We start from the raw sequence: 16912 nt of genomic DNA, 5'->3' as shown, positions 1-16912 counted from the left end.
ATGACAATAGAATGCTCGCAGAGCGTGCATTCTATTGTTTATATCCATGCTATTTTGACTCAGAAGCATGGATTTTTATTTCACTGCGTCTCACAGCTTCCGCACGATCTCGTCGGAATATTTCATCATACACATGTCCGCTTCGTATGCGCCGATCTGCGGCTCATTTTCCTCGCCGCGCAGATTTTTCGCGATCAGCTCCGGGAACCTCACGTTGCAGTGCCATGCGTGGGGATAGCCGCCGCCAAACCGCGGATTGATTTCGGAAATATAATATTTGCCGTCAATCCGGAAAATATCCATGTCGATCGGACCTGCCAGCGAAAGCGCGGAAACCGTCTTTTCAATCACTTCAAACAGCGCAGGATCTTTGACGGAAATCGATTTTTCGGTTTCGCCCGCCCGCATCCGCACTTTTTTCTTCGTAAAAATAGCTACAGGTTTTTTGGAAATCAAATCGACGTAAATATCCGCGCCGAATTCCTCACCGTCCGCATACTGCTGGATCAACAGCGGCTCTTTGCTATAACGGCACAGCACACCAAGAAGCTCGCGGTTGTCCACCCGGCTGATGCCGACGCTTCCGCAGCCCCGAACAGGCTTTACAAATACCGGGAACGCAATCTTTCCTTCCGCGTAATCCGAGTCAAACTCTTCCAGAGATGCGCTCGTATACAGCACCGGCAGTCCGTTTTTCTGCAGCAGGGAGAAAAAGCCGTACTTATCCCGGCAGACTGCAACGCTTTCTGCGTCCGATACAATCGCTGTGATCCCTTTTTCCTCAAACTTCTTCCGGTTCTGTGCCAGCAGATCCAGCTCATCCTCAAACAGTGGAAGCAGTGCATTGACCTGTTCCCGCATGCAGATTTCCAGAATCCTGTCTTCGTATCCGGGATCCTTCATCGGCGGTACCAGATAAAATGCATCCGCCTCGTACAGTGCAGGTGCCCACGGGCTGCAGTCCGTCACGACCACCCTTCCGCCGCCCGGCAGACTATGAAAGGCTTCTTTAAAAAAACGTACCAGCTTATTGCGCGTTCCGCAGCTCAAAATCAAGATCGTCGTCATTTTTGTTCTTCTCCATACAACATGCTGTTCTGCATATATTCCTTCGGCGTCCAGCGGTTTCTGATCTTATAAAGCTTCCCGTCCCGGCGGATATAAACGTCCGGGAAATACTGGATAAACAACGGATTCAGGCTCATCGTATAGCCGCCCACATTTTCATAAACAATCCGGTCGCCCTCCATCAGCTCGATTCCGTCGCGGTATTCAAAAATCCGGTCCACTTCCATGCAGGAATAGCCCGATACGCACTGGTGCGCCATCGTTTTTCGCTGCTCTGCACCCGGGTTTGCCTCATTCAATTCCAGATGGAACAGGTGGCTGCTCTTAATCATCGTCGGGTCGATATTGAAACGGCTTCCGTCCGTGATCAAATACCGCTCGTTTCCGATATCACGCACATCCACGACGCCTGTCACAAACGTACTTGCCTTTGACAAAAGAGAAATGCCCGGCTCAACGATTAACATTGTTCGTTCTGGCGTAAATTCTTCTTGTAAAACCTTCGCCACAGCCGGAAAATAGTCCGGATACTGCGGACGTCCTTCCAGACCGCCGCAATAACCGCCGCCCAGATCCACATAAGACAGGTTCAGGGAAAATTCCCGCTTTAATTTACATGCCATCGAAGCAATTGCTTCGAATACCGCGACACTTCTGGACTTACTGCTGGAATGCAGATGTAAGCCCGTGACCTCAACATTCGGAATGCGCCGCACGCGCTCTAAAACGGCTGCAAATGTCCCGTTTTCATAGCTGAATCCAAATCTTCCTCCGGCTTCGCCCATCGTCGTCTGTCCCGGGCACATTTTTTCCAGATCAAAATTGACCCGGATTCCGACCCGAAACGTCTGTGTCGGATGCGCTGCTGCCAGCTCTTCCATCCAGTCCAGCTCCCGTCTGCCGTCCATATTCAGGATGCCGCCTGCAAGCAGCACCCGTTCAAACGACGGACGTTTTTTGACCGGTCCATTGTATACAATTTCAGAATCGGAAAAGCCAAGTGCGCCGGCCAGCGAATATTCATCGTCGGATACAACCTCCGCCATCACGCCGCCCGCCTTTAAAAAGGTTACCAGCCACGGCAGGGAATTCGTTTTAAAGGAATATCCGATCCGGTAATTGCCCCAGGATGTTTCCAGGGAGCTTTTCAGCATCTGAAAATCTTTCGTCAGCTGATTTTCATCGATCACAAAATAGGGAGTCTGATATGCCATACTTTTCTCCTTATGAAGGAACCGTTCTGCCAAAACGACAAAACGGTTCGGTTTTCTGCTTTTATCGCAGCTCTTCTTTTGTTGTATGCGTCTCTTATACGCCCGTTACCAGCTCCAGACGGTTGACCGCCGAGAACATTGCGCGTACAGATGCTCTTGTGATGTTGGAGCTTACGCCAACACCATAAGTAACGCGTCCGCTCTCTGCATCCATCATATGGATATATGCTGCTGCCTGCGCGTTGGAACCGTTCTGCAGCGCATGCTCCTCGTAATCAAGCACTCTGATATTCATGCCGAAGGTAACCTGCAGTCCTCTCTTGACCGCATCGATCGGGCCGTTGCCGACTGCATCGAATGTACCGGGCTTGCCTGCCAGCGTGTAGTCCACGATAACCTTTGTATCGAATTCGCCGGATTCCACATCTCCGCTCAGATCCTCGATTCTCAGCTTCTTGAAGTGCAGAGGTTCCTTCTGATCCAGATACTCGCGCTTGAAATTGTCCATGATCTGCTGCGGGGAAACCTCGCCCTGCTTCTCGGATATCTTCTGGATAACATTTGCAAACTCTTTGTGCATCGCCTTGGGCAGCTTGAAGCCAAAATAAGTATCCATAACGAAAGCGACACCGCCCTTGCCGGACTGGGAATTGATACGCACGATGGGCTCGTACTCCCTTCCGATATCGGCAGGATCGATCGGCAGATAAGGAACCTGCCAGATTTCGCTCTTTCTCTCCTTCATTGCCTGCACGCCCTTGTTGATCGCATCCTGATGGGAACCGGAGAATGCGGTAAATACCAGCTTGCCGGCATAAGGATGTCTCGGATGGATCGGGATCTTGCAGCATCTTTCGTAAATACCGATAATATCGTTGACATGTCCGATTTCCAGCTCAGGGTTGATGCCCTGGGAGAACATGTTGTAGGCGATATTTAAAACGTCCACGTTACCGGTACGCTCGCCGTTTCCAAACAGAGTTCCTTCGACACGCTCTGCGCCTGCAAGCAGCGCCAGCTCCGCGCTCGCAACACCGGTTCCTCTGTCGTTATGAGGATGGATACTTAAAATAATGCTCTCTCTGTTTTCAAAATGACGGTTCATCCACTCGATCTGATCTGCATAAACGTTCGGCGTATTCATCTCTACAGTAGACGGCAGATTGATAATGATTGGATTTTCTTTCGTTGCGCCCCAGGTTTTCTGAACTGCGGTACAGATTTCAAGTGCAAAGTCCAACTCTGTTCCGGTAAAGCTTTCCGGAGAATATTCCAGGACGATCTTGCCCTGGAAGTCTGCGGCATATTTTTTTACCAGCTCGGTTCCCTTTACCGCAATGTCCACGATATGCGGACGATCCATGTGGAACACGACATCTCTCTGCAATGTGGACGTAGAGTTATAAATATGTACGATTGCCTGCTTACAGCCCTGAATCGATTCAAAGGTACGCGCGATCAGCTCTTCCCGGCACTGTGTCAGCACCTGAACATATACGTCATCCGGAATCATATCATGCTCAATCAGGTGGCGCAGAAAATCGAATTCAATCTGACTTGCTGCCGGGAAACCAACTTCGATTTCCTTAAAGCCCAGCTTTATCAGATACTGGAACATTTCGATCTTTTCTTCTACTACCATCGGATCTACCAGTGCCTGGTTGCCGTCGCGCAGGTCTACGCTGCACCATATGGGTGCTTTCTCAATCTCTTTACCTGGCCACTGGCGCTCCGGATAGTCAATTACCGGATTACGGCGGTATTTCTGATAATTCATCATTGCTTTTTCTCTCCCTTCGTGTCCTGTCATTCTGACTGTATTTATGAGCAATGTAGCTGTCACTTTGCTATAAGATACCGGGTTGTGAGACTACGAAACGCCCTTTTGACCCTGGTATCAAACAATAGAATGCACGCTCTGCGAGCATTCTATTGTCATGAAAAAGAGGAACCCAGCCTGAAAATCTGCTCCAGGTCTGACCTCCTCTTCTGATCTCTTCACGAAACAGTCCTGTTTCACTCAACAAAACAATCCTGTCCAACAAAGTTCTTCTGCTGCCCTTGCAGCTTACTCCCCCAGTCCGCCTTCAATTGCCTCGGTCAGGGCTGTCAGCGCTTCTTCTTCGTCCGGTCCGTCGCATATCAGTTCAATTTCATCGCCACATTTTACACATGCGCCCAGAACACTTAGAACGCTCTTCGCGTTCGCCGTGCTGTCCCGAAATGTAAACGTAATCAGCGATTTATATTTGATTGCTTCCTTGCATAGATTTCCAGCCGGTCTTAGGTGAAGTCCTGTCGGGTTTTTGATTACTACCTTCTGGCGTACCATATCTGTTCTCCCCTTTCCGCCCAATGCGGATCTTTACATGATTATCATACCATTATCGCACCCATCTGGCAAGCACCAACCCGTTCCAAAAGCCCCATCTGCAGCCGGAACACAAGTTATATCTGGATTACAGCATCAGCTGCTGAATCAGATCTGCAATTCTATGTGCTTCTTTATCAATGCGTTCTTTGTCCTTACCCTCGATCATGACACGCACCTTCGGCTCTGTGCCCGAAGGACGGATCAGTACGCGGCCTTCTCCTGCAAACTCTTTTTCCAGCTCTTCGATCGCAGCCGCGATTTCCGGATATTCCATAAAGTGCTCTTTGCGGTGATTCGGAACGGTAACATTAACCAGTGCCTGCGGCAGGACTGTCATAATCTTGGAAAGCTCAGACAGCGGTTTTCCGGTCACTACCATAACCTCTAACAGATGCAGCGCAGACAGCAGACCATCACCGGTCGTATTTTCATCCAGGAAAATAATATGACCGGACTGCTCACCGCCAAGGCTCGCGCCGATTTCCCGCATACGCTCCAGCACATAACGGTCACCGACCTTGGTTTTTTCGATATGGATCTTTTCTTTCTCACCAAACAGAAACAGACCAAGGTTACTCATGACAGTCGCCACGATCGTGTTCTGTTTCAGCTTGCCCATGTTGCGCATATGTGCACCTACAATCGCCATGATCTGATCACCATCCACGACGTTGCCCAGCTCATCCACTGCCAGCAGGCGGTCTGCGTCGCCGTCAAACGCCAGACCGATATTTGCCTTTTCGTAAACAACGCGGGCCTGCAGCTCTTCCATATGGGTTGAGCCACAGTTTGCATTGATATTCGTGCCATCCGGCATATTGTGAATCGGAACAACCTGTGCGCCAAGCTGACGCAGAGCTTCTATGGAAGTATAATGAGATGCACCCTCTGCACAGTCCACAACCACCTTCAGGTTCGTCAGATCCACCGGAACTGCCCGAACTGCATGATTGATATATTCCTCTCTTGCGTCCTTGCGGTACTTGATCCGTCCAACGCTGGAGCCTGTCGGAAATTCCACACGATTCATGTTGTTCTTGATCAGGGCTTCGATCTCATCCTCCAGAGCATCCGGCAGCTTGTAGCCATTGCCGTCAAAGAATTTAATGCCATTAAACTCCATCGGGTTGTGGGATGCAGAAATCACAACACCGGCTTCTACCTTATATTTCTTGGTCAGATAAGCGATCGCCGGAGTCGGAATCACGCCCACATAAACCGCATTTGCGCCTACGCTGCAGATTCCTGCCATCAGTGCGTTTGCCAGCATATCGCCAGACATTCTTGTGTCACAGCCAACCATAATTGTAGGTTTGTGCTTGTTTTCACGGGTCAGGACATATGCGCCTGCCTGCCCCAGCTGCATCGCTAAAAGCGGCGTCAGCTCTTCATTTGCAACACCTCTTACACCATCTGTTCCGAACATTCTCGACATGATCTCTTCCTCCTGTTATAAAGCTGCAAAGCCTTCCGGATTTCGGGATTTCGTTTGCAGCCCTGATTCAACCCACAAGCTCTGCATTCCCTGCTCCGGGCGCCGTTTACATTTTCTCCTGCCCGGCTTTTACTGAGCTTCCTGTGCATCTGTATTCGAAGCAGCAAGCTGAGTCAGATGCACCTGCACCGTAACCACATTGACCTGATCCACAGAAGCGGGAAGTAAAAATTTCACCGTCACTTCCTGTTCTCCTGCCGTCACAGTGCCGTTTTCATCTATCAATGCAGACAAATCCGCGTGAGGCGTGATTGTCCCTGCATCCACATGATCCAAATTGTCCTGCAGACCTCTGACCGTCAGCTGCAGATTCTGTCCGCTGACTGCTTCTGCCAGCCAACCGTCCGGAATGTTCAAAAGCTGGACGCTGTCCGCATCAAAGCTGATCGTCTTGCGTCGGATCTGCTCGATATCCGCGGATACCGTTACTGTTCCGTCAAAATCAGCATCTGCAAGCGATATGTCCGAAGGAAGATATTCTCTGATATCAATCGTATTCGTCACCGGTGCTGTCGCATCCGTCAGATCAAGTTCCTCTGCCGGGATCGTGATCTCCGAGATCTTATCCAGCACAGCCGCCCGTCCTGCAATTTTCACCGTTGCAGGAGACACCGTTACCGTTCCAGTCTGTTCATAACCATCCGCCGGTTCTCCTATAGCGGAAGCACTGATTGTGACCTCCTTCGTCTCCAGAATCGGAACGGTTACCTTTACGCTGTCCACATTTTTGCGGATTTCACTGCTGGTGATTTCGTTGCCGTCTGCATCCAGCAGGCGGATTGTCGCATCGATTTCCACATTCGCTGTCACATTATCCAGAGAAATATCCACCACTGCGCGGCTTACCGCATTCACCGCTGATTCCGGGCCGCTGATGCTGAGTGTATTGGTTTCCATATCGATCCTGCCGGTCGCATATCCATCCGGAAGTGTCCCGTTTTTGGCAACCTCTATGCTTAACTGTCTTGTCTTTTTATTTTCTACCTGTAACTGTACATACTGTCTGTCTGAAGTGATCTTTTCCACATCCAGGCCGCTGCTTAACGACAGCTCGATCGGTACGCGCCCGTCATCTGTAATTTCAGACAGGTCTGCCTTTGCCGTCACGCTCTGCGCATCGATTGCGCTGATTGCAGACTTCGGTGCGCGCACGGAAACACGGATCGTATCGGAATTGTCCACTATACGGTAGGTTTTTCCCTGTCCGGTCAGTGCCCCCGTATTGGTCAGCTGTACCTGTACATTATTGATATATTTATTTATCACCGGATCATTGATGTCAACCGCCAGCATCCACAGCACAACGGAAATCAACACCGCCATAATCTTCAGACCCAGATTGTGCATGAGCTTACTTTTCATTGTGGAACCACCCCTTCCAGCGTTTGTGCGCTTTCTCATCGGTCGGTTTTTTCTGAATTGATCTCAGCTTTTCTTCCAGTTCCTCCGCCGTCAGTCCTCTGCTTAACGTTCCTTCATAAGCGACGCTGATCTTGCCATTTTCCTCTGACACGATCACTGTCATGGAATCCGTTACCTCGGAAATACCGACGCCTGCACGGTGTCTCGTTCCGAGATCCTTGCTCAGACGCATATTGTCCGACAACGGCAGATAGCAGGTCGCATAGGTCACGCGGTTCCCCTGTACGATCACTGCGCCGTCATGTAACGGCGTATTTTTTTCGAAAATATTGATCAGCAGCTGGCTGGTCACAATACCATCCACTGCAATGCCGGTACGTTCATATTCTGCCAGGGAGTCCAGCTGTCTGACAACGATCAGCGCGCCCGTCTTTGCCCGGGACATTTCCACACAGCCCTTTACGATCTCACGGATCGTCCGGTCGGAAAAGAGTCCCTCCTCCGGCTTGGAGGATTCAAAGGGAATGACGGAACGGATCAGATTTTTCTGTCCGAGCTGTTCCAGCGCCTTGCGCAGCTCCGGCTGCAGCACGACGATCAGCGCAATTGTTGCAAACTGAAACGCCGTCCTCGCAATCCAGAGGATCGTATCCATCTGCAGGATTTCGGCAATCACAAGAAATACCAGAATGACGAACACACCCTTTAACAGCTGCCATGCCCTGGTATTCCGAATAAAGATCAGTAGATAATAGACCATCAGAGAAATGAGGATAATCTCCACAATATCCATTGGTCCTATAAATTGTATCTGTGTCAGATATCTGTCCGCAAACTCTTTGATCTGTTCCATTGTTCTATCTCACTATTTTCTGGTTTTGCCCTTCCCATGGCTGTGGCGGACATTCTGGTTTGCGCGCTGCGTCGTGATCCGTTTTACCCGCTTCTCCGGCACTGCCACTGCCATTTTGGGAACCGCTTTTACATAGTAATAATACTCATCATCTTCAAACTGCACTTTTTCGGTGCGCGCATAATCCAGATTGAACTGGAAAAACTGCATCACCAGTGCGATCAGCGCACATAAAATACTGCCAAGAATCACGCCCGCCAGTGAAAAATTCGCGTCATACATCAGATCCCCGATCAGCAAAATTACGATATCTGCCAGCGTTCCGACCAAAACAGCGATCGCTCTGGAATAGTTAATGCTCATGCGGCGGATCGCATAAACCAAAATCGCTGTGATGGCAAACGCCGTCACTACAATCAGCATTTCTTTATTTTCGATCACGCCGGTTCCCATATCGCTGAAGCGCTGCAGCATGGTATCGCTTTCCCCGCCGCCAAACGCCTGCGCATTGCCGGTAATATATGCCAGCACATAATATACCACTACGCCGCCTGCAACCGCAGCCGCAGCTCCCGGTGTCCCGAACAGTCCCGCTGCCAGCGGAGCCGCATAAGGGATCTTCCACACAAACAGAAGCGGTGTCAAAAGCAGCAGCAAATGCGCTTTCGGTGCAAACCGCAGATAAATCACCAACACGATAATATAGGCAAGCAGCAGAACCACAACGCATTCCGCAGACAGCGCATAGGTATGCAGCAACAGAAACATTGCGCTCAAAAATACCATCACGCCCAGCGGGAGGAACGAGCACAGAAGCGCCGCCACCAGCACGATCGCAACGTGGTCGATTTTTTCCATATAGCCCATTCTGCCGTTGATCGTCAGAAACAAAATAAGTCCCAACACAAATTTCAACAGGGGAACGATAAATTCTTCATATTTTGTGTAAAAATTTTTTATGTATTCTCTGATTACAAGCAGCTGTGTCATCTTTTATTTCCTCTCTGCGGTTTCCTCTTCTCCATCCTGATCCAGGCAGTCCAGATACTCCAAAAATAACTGCAGCCTCTTCTTCGCTTTTGCATAACGGATCGTGTATATCACATAGGTAACTGCCACATATAAAACTGCCGCCATCAGATATAACGTCAAAATCTTCTTCGCCGTTCCCACCAGATCCATGGAATAAATATTTCCCATTACCTCTGAAAAATGAAATACAAGATATGCCCCCAGCCCGGCAAGGAACGCTGCCGTTATCACTATCAGTGAAATAATAGTCTGTTTTCCGATATAGTCGCTGCGAAAATATCCCACCACTGCGCGATCCTTCCGTCCACCGTGCTCTTCATACGATGCCATCTTGGTCATTCTGAGAACCTTTTCCTGATTGATCATCTGACCTCCTGTCCGTTTCCGATAGACAACGCCGCAAAATAAATTCTGGAAACGCCCTGCTGCCTGCAGACCGCCGCCATCGCGTCTATCGTACTTCCTGTCGTATAGATATCATCAATAATTACAATTGCATTTAATTTTACATCATTTTGCCCTGCTTTAAAAGCCTTTTTCAAATTATTTCGGCGTTCCTGCCCATTTAAAAGCTTCTGCGGAACTGTATTTTTTGTCCGAATCAGCCAGTTGTTCTCCACCCGGAGCCCTAACTGTTTTCCAATTTCCAATGCCAGAAGCTCCGCCTGATTGTAGCCTCTTTTGCGCTTCCGCGCCGGATGCAGCGGAACAGGGACCAATGCGTCTACCTTCCAGGAAAGGATCTGCCGCCCCAAATGCCATGCCATCTCTTTTCCGAAAAAAGCGGCGTATTCCTGCCTGCCCGCATATTTGAACCGGTAAACCGCCTTTTTAACGCTCGCATACCGGTACAGGCTGATCCCTCTGTCATACAGATGTTTTTTATGCAGACAGTCCCTGCAGTATTCCTGATTTTCATCAGAAAGCTCCTTTCCGCACTTCATGCAAAGCGGCTGTCTGACATAAACAAGTTTCGGTGCACAGCTTCTGCACACCAGCGCTCCGGCCGGTTTCACCGGTCTGTCGCATACAGGACATCTTTGTGGAAATAATAGCGTTTTGAAATCGATCAAGCTTCCCCTTTCAGCTCTCTGATTCGAACGTCCAGACTGGTGTACCTGCGGTTTTCGCTTTCGTTTGCGATCATCTCCTGCACCACCTTGCGGCTTCCCAGAATCGTCACGCAGCCCCTTGCACGGGTGACACCTGTATACAGAAGGTTTCTGTTAAACAGGAGTCTCGGTCCTCCCAAAAGCGGCATAATCACAGCAGGATATTCGCTTCCCTGCGACTTGTGAATTGTAATCGCGTAAGCCAGCTCCACCTCTTCCATCTGCGGATAGGTATAGGTCACGCGGCGTTGCTCGTCATATTCCACCAGCACCGTCTGTGCATATTCGTCAATTTCCCGGATTATCCCCATATCACCGTTAAAAATTCCAACTCCCTTGTCGATCGGGATGCCGTAACGGCTGACGACCTCCCATTCCAGCTGGTAGTTGTTTTTAATCTGCATCACCTTGTCCCCCTCGCGGAACAGGGTATCACCCAGCTGAACCTCCTTTTTGCCCTCCGACGGAGGATTTAAACAGCTCTGCAGTACGCCGTTTAACGTCTCCACACCAAGGCTGCCTTTCCGCATCGGCGTCAGCACCTGGATATCGAACGGTGAAGCCTTTACATATTTCGGCAGCATCTCTCCAATCAGCTGCACCATATGCTTGTAGATAACAGGGACACTGTTCCTCTCCAGAAAAAAGAAATCCCTGCTTTTATTTGTCAGCGCAATCTGTTCTCCTTTGTTAATCCGATGCGCATTGACAACAATATCGCTCTCCTGCGCCTGCCGGAAAATTTTCTGCAGGCAGACGACAGGGAACACCTCGCTGGCAATCAGATCTGCCAGCACCTGTCCGGGACCCACGCTCGGCAGCTGATTCACGTCCCCAACCAAAATCAACCTCGTCCCCGGGCTGACCGCCTTCAACAGCGACTGAAATAGGTGGATATCAACCATCGACATCTCATCGACGATAATCACGTCCGCTTCCAGCGGATTGTCCTCATTCCGTTCAAAGCTCGCCTTTTTGCCGCTTTCCGGCATCGCCCCGGACAGCTCAAGCATCCGGTGGATCGTCCGCGCTTCGTAGCCAGTTGCTTCCGTCATCCGCTTCGCTGCTCTTCCGGTCGGCGCCGCGAGGTAAAGATCCAGCCCTTCTCCTTCAAAATACCGGATAATCGTGTTGATCGTCGTCGTCTTACCTGTGCCCGGTCCACCGGTCAGAATCAGAATGCTGTTGCGGACGCTCTCCAGAACCGCCTTCCGCTGCAGCTCGTCCAGCATCAGTCCCTCCTGCTGCTGAATCTGATCCACCCGTTTTAAAATTGCCTCCTCCTGCGCCGGGAGCAGCTCGCCCTCCGGCAGCATCGTCTGATTCAATTCCACCAGCATCCGCGCGCAGGCAAGCTCTGCGTAATAATACGAAAACGCATAGCAGATCGTATCCTCGCCGTTTTTCTTGATGACCATTTTTTTATCCATCGAAAGGTTCGGCAGCTGATCTGCAATTGCCTCCTGCGGAAGGTCGAGAAGCGCTGCCGCGCGCCGGATCAAAACGCTGCCCGGCAGATACATGTGCCCTTCTCCGGACGCCTGCAATAATGTATACAAAATTCCGCTCCGAATCCGAAAATCCGAATCCGTGTGGATGCCGATTCTTGCGGCGAGTTCATCCGCCTTGCGGAAGCCGATTCCGTCAATATCATCCGCAAGCTGGTACGGGTTTTCTTCCAAAACCCGGTAGAGCCTGCTGCCGTAGGTTTCATAAATCCGCACTGCCAGCGTGTTGGAAATCCCGTATTTCTGCAGATAGACCATCGCTTCCCGCATTTCGTGCTTTTCTTCCATCTGGGATGCAATATCCATCGCCTTGCGCTCACTGATCCCCTTGATCTCCGCCAGGCGCTCCGGCTCTTCTTCGATAATCCGAAACGTATCCGCCCCGAATCGTTTCACAATCCGCGCCGCCAGCGAAGCGCCGACTCCTTTGATCGCCCCGGAGCCGAGATATCTCTCCATCCCCGCCGCATCCTCTGGCGACGAGAATTTGAACGAAGAAACTTTAAACTGACTCCCATACACCGCGTGCTCGGTAAAATCTCCCTCCAGTTCCAGGATTTCTCCCTCTTCCAGAGACTGAAATGTGCCCACGCAGGTGATCTCGTCGCCTGTATTCAATTCAAAAACGGTATAGCCGTTCCCGTTGTTACGATAAATAATGTGTGTTACAAATCCTTTCAGCTGTGCCACTGTTTTCTCCGCTGTTGTTATAATATAGGCTGCACCGCGCCGCCAACCACACCAACAGGCATTTTGAACACAAAAGGTCGCCCATGAAATAGGCGACCTTGTTATGATTCTGACAATGTTCCTGTTTTCGATACGCTTTGCATCTACGTTCCGGTTCCGATGGAATTACTCTCTGTATCCGCCCAGAAATTCTACATATTTGCCGGTTCCGATGGCTACTGCGGTCATCGGATCTTCTGCTGTCATCGTATTGATGCCGGTGTGCTCCGCAATCAGCTCTTCCAGACCGCGCAGCAGGCTTCCGCCGCCGGTCAGGACGATACCTCTGTCCGCGATATCCGCAGCCAGTTCCGGGGGAGTCTTCTCCAATACGCCGTGAATTGCTTCTACAATCTGCATTGTAGACTCTTTGAGTGCCTCTTCTGTTTCTTCCGAAGAAACCTTGATGGTCTTGGGCAGACCTGTTACCAGGTTACGTCCTCTGACTTCCATGTAGTCCGGCTCCGGTCTCTTATAAGCGGAACCGATTTTGATCTTGATATCCTCTGCGGTGCGTTCACCGATCAGAAGGTTATGCTTCTTTCTCATGTAGCGGACAATCGCTTCGTCAAAATCATCGCCTGCGATCTTGATGGATGCGCTCACCACGGTTCCTCCCAGCGAAATTACCGCAATATCGGACGTACCGCCGCCGATATCCACGATCATGTTGCCGCAGGGTCTGGAAATATCGATACCAGCTCCGATTGCAGCCGCAATCGGTTCTTCAATAATAGAGACCTCTCTTGCGCCTGCCTGATAGGTTGCATCCTCAACAGCTTTCTTCTCTACCTCAGTTACGCCGCTGGGTACGCAGACTGCGATTCTGGGGCGGCGGAAAGTCTTTCTGCCGAGTGCTTTCTGGATGAAGTATTTCATCATCTTCTCTGTTACGGTATAGTCAGAAATAACGCCCTGACGAAGCGGACGGACTGCTACGATATTGCCGGGCGTACGTCCCAGCATCAGACGCGCGTCCTCTCCAATTGCCTTGATCTTGTTGGTATCACGGTCAAATGCTACAACGGAAGGCTCCTTTAATACGACGCCCTTCCCTCTGATATAAACCAGAATGCTGGCTGTTCCCAAATCAATCCCGATATCTGTATACTGCATGCTATAATCTCCTTCCGTTCTGCTGCGAACGTACTGTACGTTCCAATCATTCCCTGTTCTGCTCTATGTTAATCAGGGCAAACTTCACCCTTCTTGGAATAGTCCGCGTCCATTATAGCGTAAAACCCCGGTATTGAAAAGGGGATTCAGAAAAATTTAACTTTTCAGCATCTTCTTTACATAATATCCTGTATACGATGCAGGATTCTTCGCAACCTCCTCCGGCGTTCCCTTTGCGATGACCGTTCCGCCGCGCATGCCGCCCTCTGGTCCGATATCGATCAGATAGTCCGCCGTCTTGATGACATCCAGATTGTGCTCGATTACCACAACGGTATTTCCACCCTCTGCAAGCCGATGCAGAATCTCGATCAGCTTCTGCACGTCTGCAAAATGCAGTCCGGTCGTGGGTTCGTCCAGAATATAGATCGTCCTTCCGGTGCTCCGTCTGGACAGCTCCGCTGCCAGCTTGATCCGCTGCGCTTCGCCGCCGGACAGCTCCGTAGAAGGCTGTCCCAGCTTGACATAAGAAAGCCCTACATCATATAGTGTCTGAATCTTTCTCTGGATGGACGGCACATTTTCAAAAAAGGTCAGCGCCTCCTCCACTGTCATATCCAACACATCGTAAATGCTCTTGCCCTTGTATTTGACGTCCAGTGTCTCTCGGTTATAGCGCTTGCCTCCGCAAACCTCACACGGCACATAGACATCCGGCAAAAAGTGCATTTCAATCTTGATAATGCCGTCGCCGCCACAGGCTTCACAGCGTCCGCCCTTAACGTTGAAGCTGAATCTTCCCTTTTTATAGCCTTTCGCTTTTGCATCCGAAGTCGATGCGAACAAATCGCGGATCATATCAAATACGCCTGTATAGGTCGCCGGATTGGAACGGGGCGTCCGCCCAATCGGAGACTGGTCGATCGCAATGACCTTATCCAGCTGCTCGATGCCGTCGATGCCCGCATGTTTTCCCGGAATACATCTCGCACGGTTTAAATCTCTTGCCAGGTGTTTATAGAGAATTTCGTTGACCAGCGACGATTTGCCGGATCCGGAAACGCCCGTCACGCAGGTAAACACGCCCAACGGAAATTTCACATCGATCTTCTTTAAATTATTTTCTTCCGCGCTACGCACAGTCAGCCAGCCTGTGGGCTTTCGTCTCGTCTCAGGAACCGGGATCTTCTTCGCACCGCTCAAATACTGACCGGTAATCGACTCCGGCGTATTCATGATCTCTTCCACGGTTCCGCTCGCAACAATCTGACCGCCATGGGAGCCTGCTCCAGGGCCGACGTCCACAATATAATCTGCTGCACGCATCGTATCCTCATCATGCTCCACGACGATCAGCGTATTGCCAAGATCCCGGAGATTCTTCAACGTTGCGAGCAGCTTGTCGTTGTCCCGCTGATGTAGACCGATACTTGGCTCGTCCAGAATATAGCAGACTCCGACCAGTCCGGAGCCAATCTGTGTTGCAAGACGAATTCTCTGCGCCTCGCCGCCGGAAAGTGTTCCCGTCGCTCTGGAAAGGGAGAGATAATCCAGTCCGACGTCGATCAGGAAGCCAACTCTTGCCCGGATTTCCTTTAAAATCTGGCTGCCTATCAGCTCCTGCTGTGTCGTCAGCTTCATATCCTGCAGAAACTGCGACAGCTCTCCGATAAACATTGACGTAATTTCGTATATGTTTTTCCCGCACACGGTTACTGCCAGCGCTTCTTTTTTCAGACGCTGTCCTTTACACAGCCGACACGGTGTAATCCGCATAAATGTCTCGTATTCCTGCTTAGTGGCGTCCGATCCTGTCTCCCGGTATCTGCGCTCCACATTCCGAATCAAGCCCTCGAACGCAATCGGATACTGTCCCTTGCCGCGCTGTCCTTCATAGTAGACCAGAACCTCTTTTCCACCGGTTCCATGCAGCAGAATATCCTGAATTTTCTGTGGATATTCCCCAAACGGTGTATCCAGATCGAAGTGATATTCTTTTGCCAGTGCCTGCAGGATCGCATTTGCAAAAGATCCCGGCTGCTGACAGCTCTGCCACCCCAGCACGGTAATCGCGCCCTGGTTGATGCTCAGCGTGCGATCGGGAATCATCAGGTCCGGATCAAATTCCATCTTATATCCGAGTCCGTAGCACTCCGGACATGCCCCGAACGGGTTGTTGAACGAAAAGCTTCTGGGCTCGATTTCATCAATGCTGACGCCGCAGTCCGGGCACGAAAAGCTCTGGGAAAACGTCAGCATTTCCTCATCGCTTCCCACGCGTTCTACAAACAGAAGTCCCTCCGACAGGTTCAGGACATTTTCGATCGAATCCGTCAGTCTGCGTTCGATTCCCGGCTTCACAATCAGACGGTCAACGACGATTTCGATATTATGCTTGATATTCTTATCCAGCTGGATATTCTCCGCCAGCTCATACAGATTGCCGTCAATGCGGACTCTCACATAGCCGCTTCTCGCCGCGCGTTCCAGCACCTTCTCATGCCGTCCCTTTCGTCCGCGCACAACGGGCGCAAGCAGCTGCAGCCGCGTTCCTTCCGGAAGTGCCATGATCTGATCCACCATCTGATCGACGCTCTGTTTCTTGATCTCCTTGCCGCAGTTCGGGCAATGCGGAATGCCGATTCTCGCATACAGCAGACGGAAATAGTCATAAATCTCTGTTACTGTTCCGACAGTAGAACGAGGGTTACGGTTCGTCGATTTCTGATCAATCGAAATCGCCGGAGAAAGTCCTTCGATCTTTTCCACATTCGGCTTCTCCATCTGTCCTAAAAACTGACGTGCATAGGACGATAGCGATTCCATATACCGCCGTTGTCCCTCTGCATAGATCGTATCAAACGCCAGCGACGATTTACCGGAGCCGGACAGTCCGGTAAAGACAACCAGCGCATCCCTCGGAATATCCACATCCACATTTTTCAGATTGTGCTCGTTCGCACCCCGGATTCTGATACAGTTCTTCTTTGAAAGTATTTTCTTTGCTTCTTCCATTTCTTCCTCACTCTATAGAAATAACATTCAAACG

13 protein-coding genes are annotated in these 16912 nt (G+C 50.5%); all 13 read right to left on the bottom strand.

The window, feature by feature from the left end:
• Positions 1 to 90: 90 nt before the first annotated feature.
• Positions 91 to 1068 carry an ATP-grasp domain-containing protein gene (locus tag OCV62_RS07105; RefSeq protein WP_262585739.1) on the bottom strand — a complete coding sequence of 326 codons (978 nt, stop codon included), beginning with the start codon at positions 1066 to 1068 and terminating at the stop codon, positions 91 to 93.
• Entirely contained in the window at positions 1065 to 2282 is a 1218-nt protein-coding gene (locus OCV62_RS07100; RefSeq protein WP_262585738.1) for a type III PLP-dependent enzyme domain-containing protein, read from the bottom strand. The genes OCV62_RS07105 and OCV62_RS07100 overlap by 4 nt, the downstream gene beginning before the upstream one ends.
• A gap of 94 nt (positions 2283 to 2376) precedes the next feature.
• Entirely contained in the window at positions 2377 to 4062 is a 1686-nt protein-coding gene (gene leuA / locus OCV62_RS07095) for a 2-isopropylmalate synthase (protein WP_262585737.1), read from the bottom strand.
• Between the two features lie 288 nt (positions 4063 to 4350).
• On the bottom strand, positions 4351 to 4614 hold the full coding sequence (locus OCV62_RS07090) for an HPr family phosphocarrier protein (RefSeq protein WP_021915229.1): 264 nt from the start codon (positions 4612 to 4614) through the stop codon (positions 4351 to 4353).
• Between the two features lie 127 nt (positions 4615 to 4741).
• Positions 4742 to 6091: a phosphoglucosamine mutase gene (gene glmM / locus OCV62_RS07085; protein WP_021915230.1), complete on the bottom strand. Its 1350-nt coding sequence runs from the start codon at positions 6089 to 6091 to the stop codon at positions 4742 to 4744.
• A gap of 129 nt (positions 6092 to 6220) precedes the next feature.
• Positions 6221 to 7513 carry a CdaR family protein gene (locus OCV62_RS07080; RefSeq protein ID WP_262585736.1) on the bottom strand — a complete coding sequence of 431 codons (1293 nt, stop codon included), beginning with the start codon at positions 7511 to 7513 and terminating at the stop codon, positions 6221 to 6223.
• Complete coding sequence (gene cdaA / locus OCV62_RS07075; protein ID WP_021915232.1) at positions 7503 to 8366, bottom strand: diadenylate cyclase CdaA; 864 nt, start codon at positions 8364 to 8366, stop codon at positions 7503 to 7505. The genes OCV62_RS07080 and cdaA overlap by 11 nt, the downstream gene beginning before the upstream one ends.
• A 12-nt stretch (positions 8367 to 8378) precedes the next feature.
• Entirely contained in the window at positions 8379 to 9356 is a 978-nt protein-coding gene (locus tag OCV62_RS07070) for a hypothetical protein (protein WP_262585735.1), read from the bottom strand.
• A gap of 3 nt (positions 9357 to 9359) precedes the next feature.
• Positions 9360 to 9764 carry a hypothetical protein gene (locus OCV62_RS07065; RefSeq protein WP_021915234.1) on the bottom strand — a complete coding sequence of 135 codons (405 nt, stop codon included), beginning with the start codon at positions 9762 to 9764 and terminating at the stop codon, positions 9360 to 9362.
• The gene (locus OCV62_RS07060; protein ID WP_262585734.1) at positions 9761 to 10471 is read right to left on the bottom strand and encodes a ComF family protein; all 711 of its coding nucleotides are present in this window, start codon (positions 10469 to 10471) and stop codon (positions 9761 to 9763) included. The genes OCV62_RS07065 and OCV62_RS07060 overlap by 4 nt, the downstream gene beginning before the upstream one ends.
• Complete coding sequence (gene recD2 / locus OCV62_RS07055) at positions 10468 to 12708, bottom strand: SF1B family DNA helicase RecD2 (protein WP_262585733.1); 2241 nt, start codon at positions 12706 to 12708, stop codon at positions 10468 to 10470. Before recD2 ends, OCV62_RS07060 begins: the two co-directional genes overlap by 4 nt.
• 165 nt (positions 12709 to 12873) lie before the next feature.
• Entirely contained in the window at positions 12874 to 13863 is a 990-nt protein-coding gene (gene mreB / locus OCV62_RS07050; protein ID WP_021915237.1) for a rod shape-determining protein, read from the bottom strand.
• Positions 13864 to 14019: 156 nt separating this feature from the next.
• Positions 14020 to 16878 (bottom strand): excinuclease ABC subunit UvrA, encoded by a 2859-nt coding sequence (uvrA, locus tag OCV62_RS07045; protein WP_262585732.1) that lies wholly within the window; start codon positions 16876 to 16878, stop codon positions 14020 to 14022.
• Between the last annotated feature and the right edge of the window lie 34 nt (positions 16879 to 16912).

Source organism: Gallintestinimicrobium propionicum, from assembly GCF_025567525.1.
GTDB lineage: Bacteria > Bacillota > Clostridia > Lachnospirales > Lachnospiraceae > Gallintestinimicrobium > Gallintestinimicrobium propionicum.
This window is presented reverse-complemented; position numbering and strand designations above follow the sequence as displayed.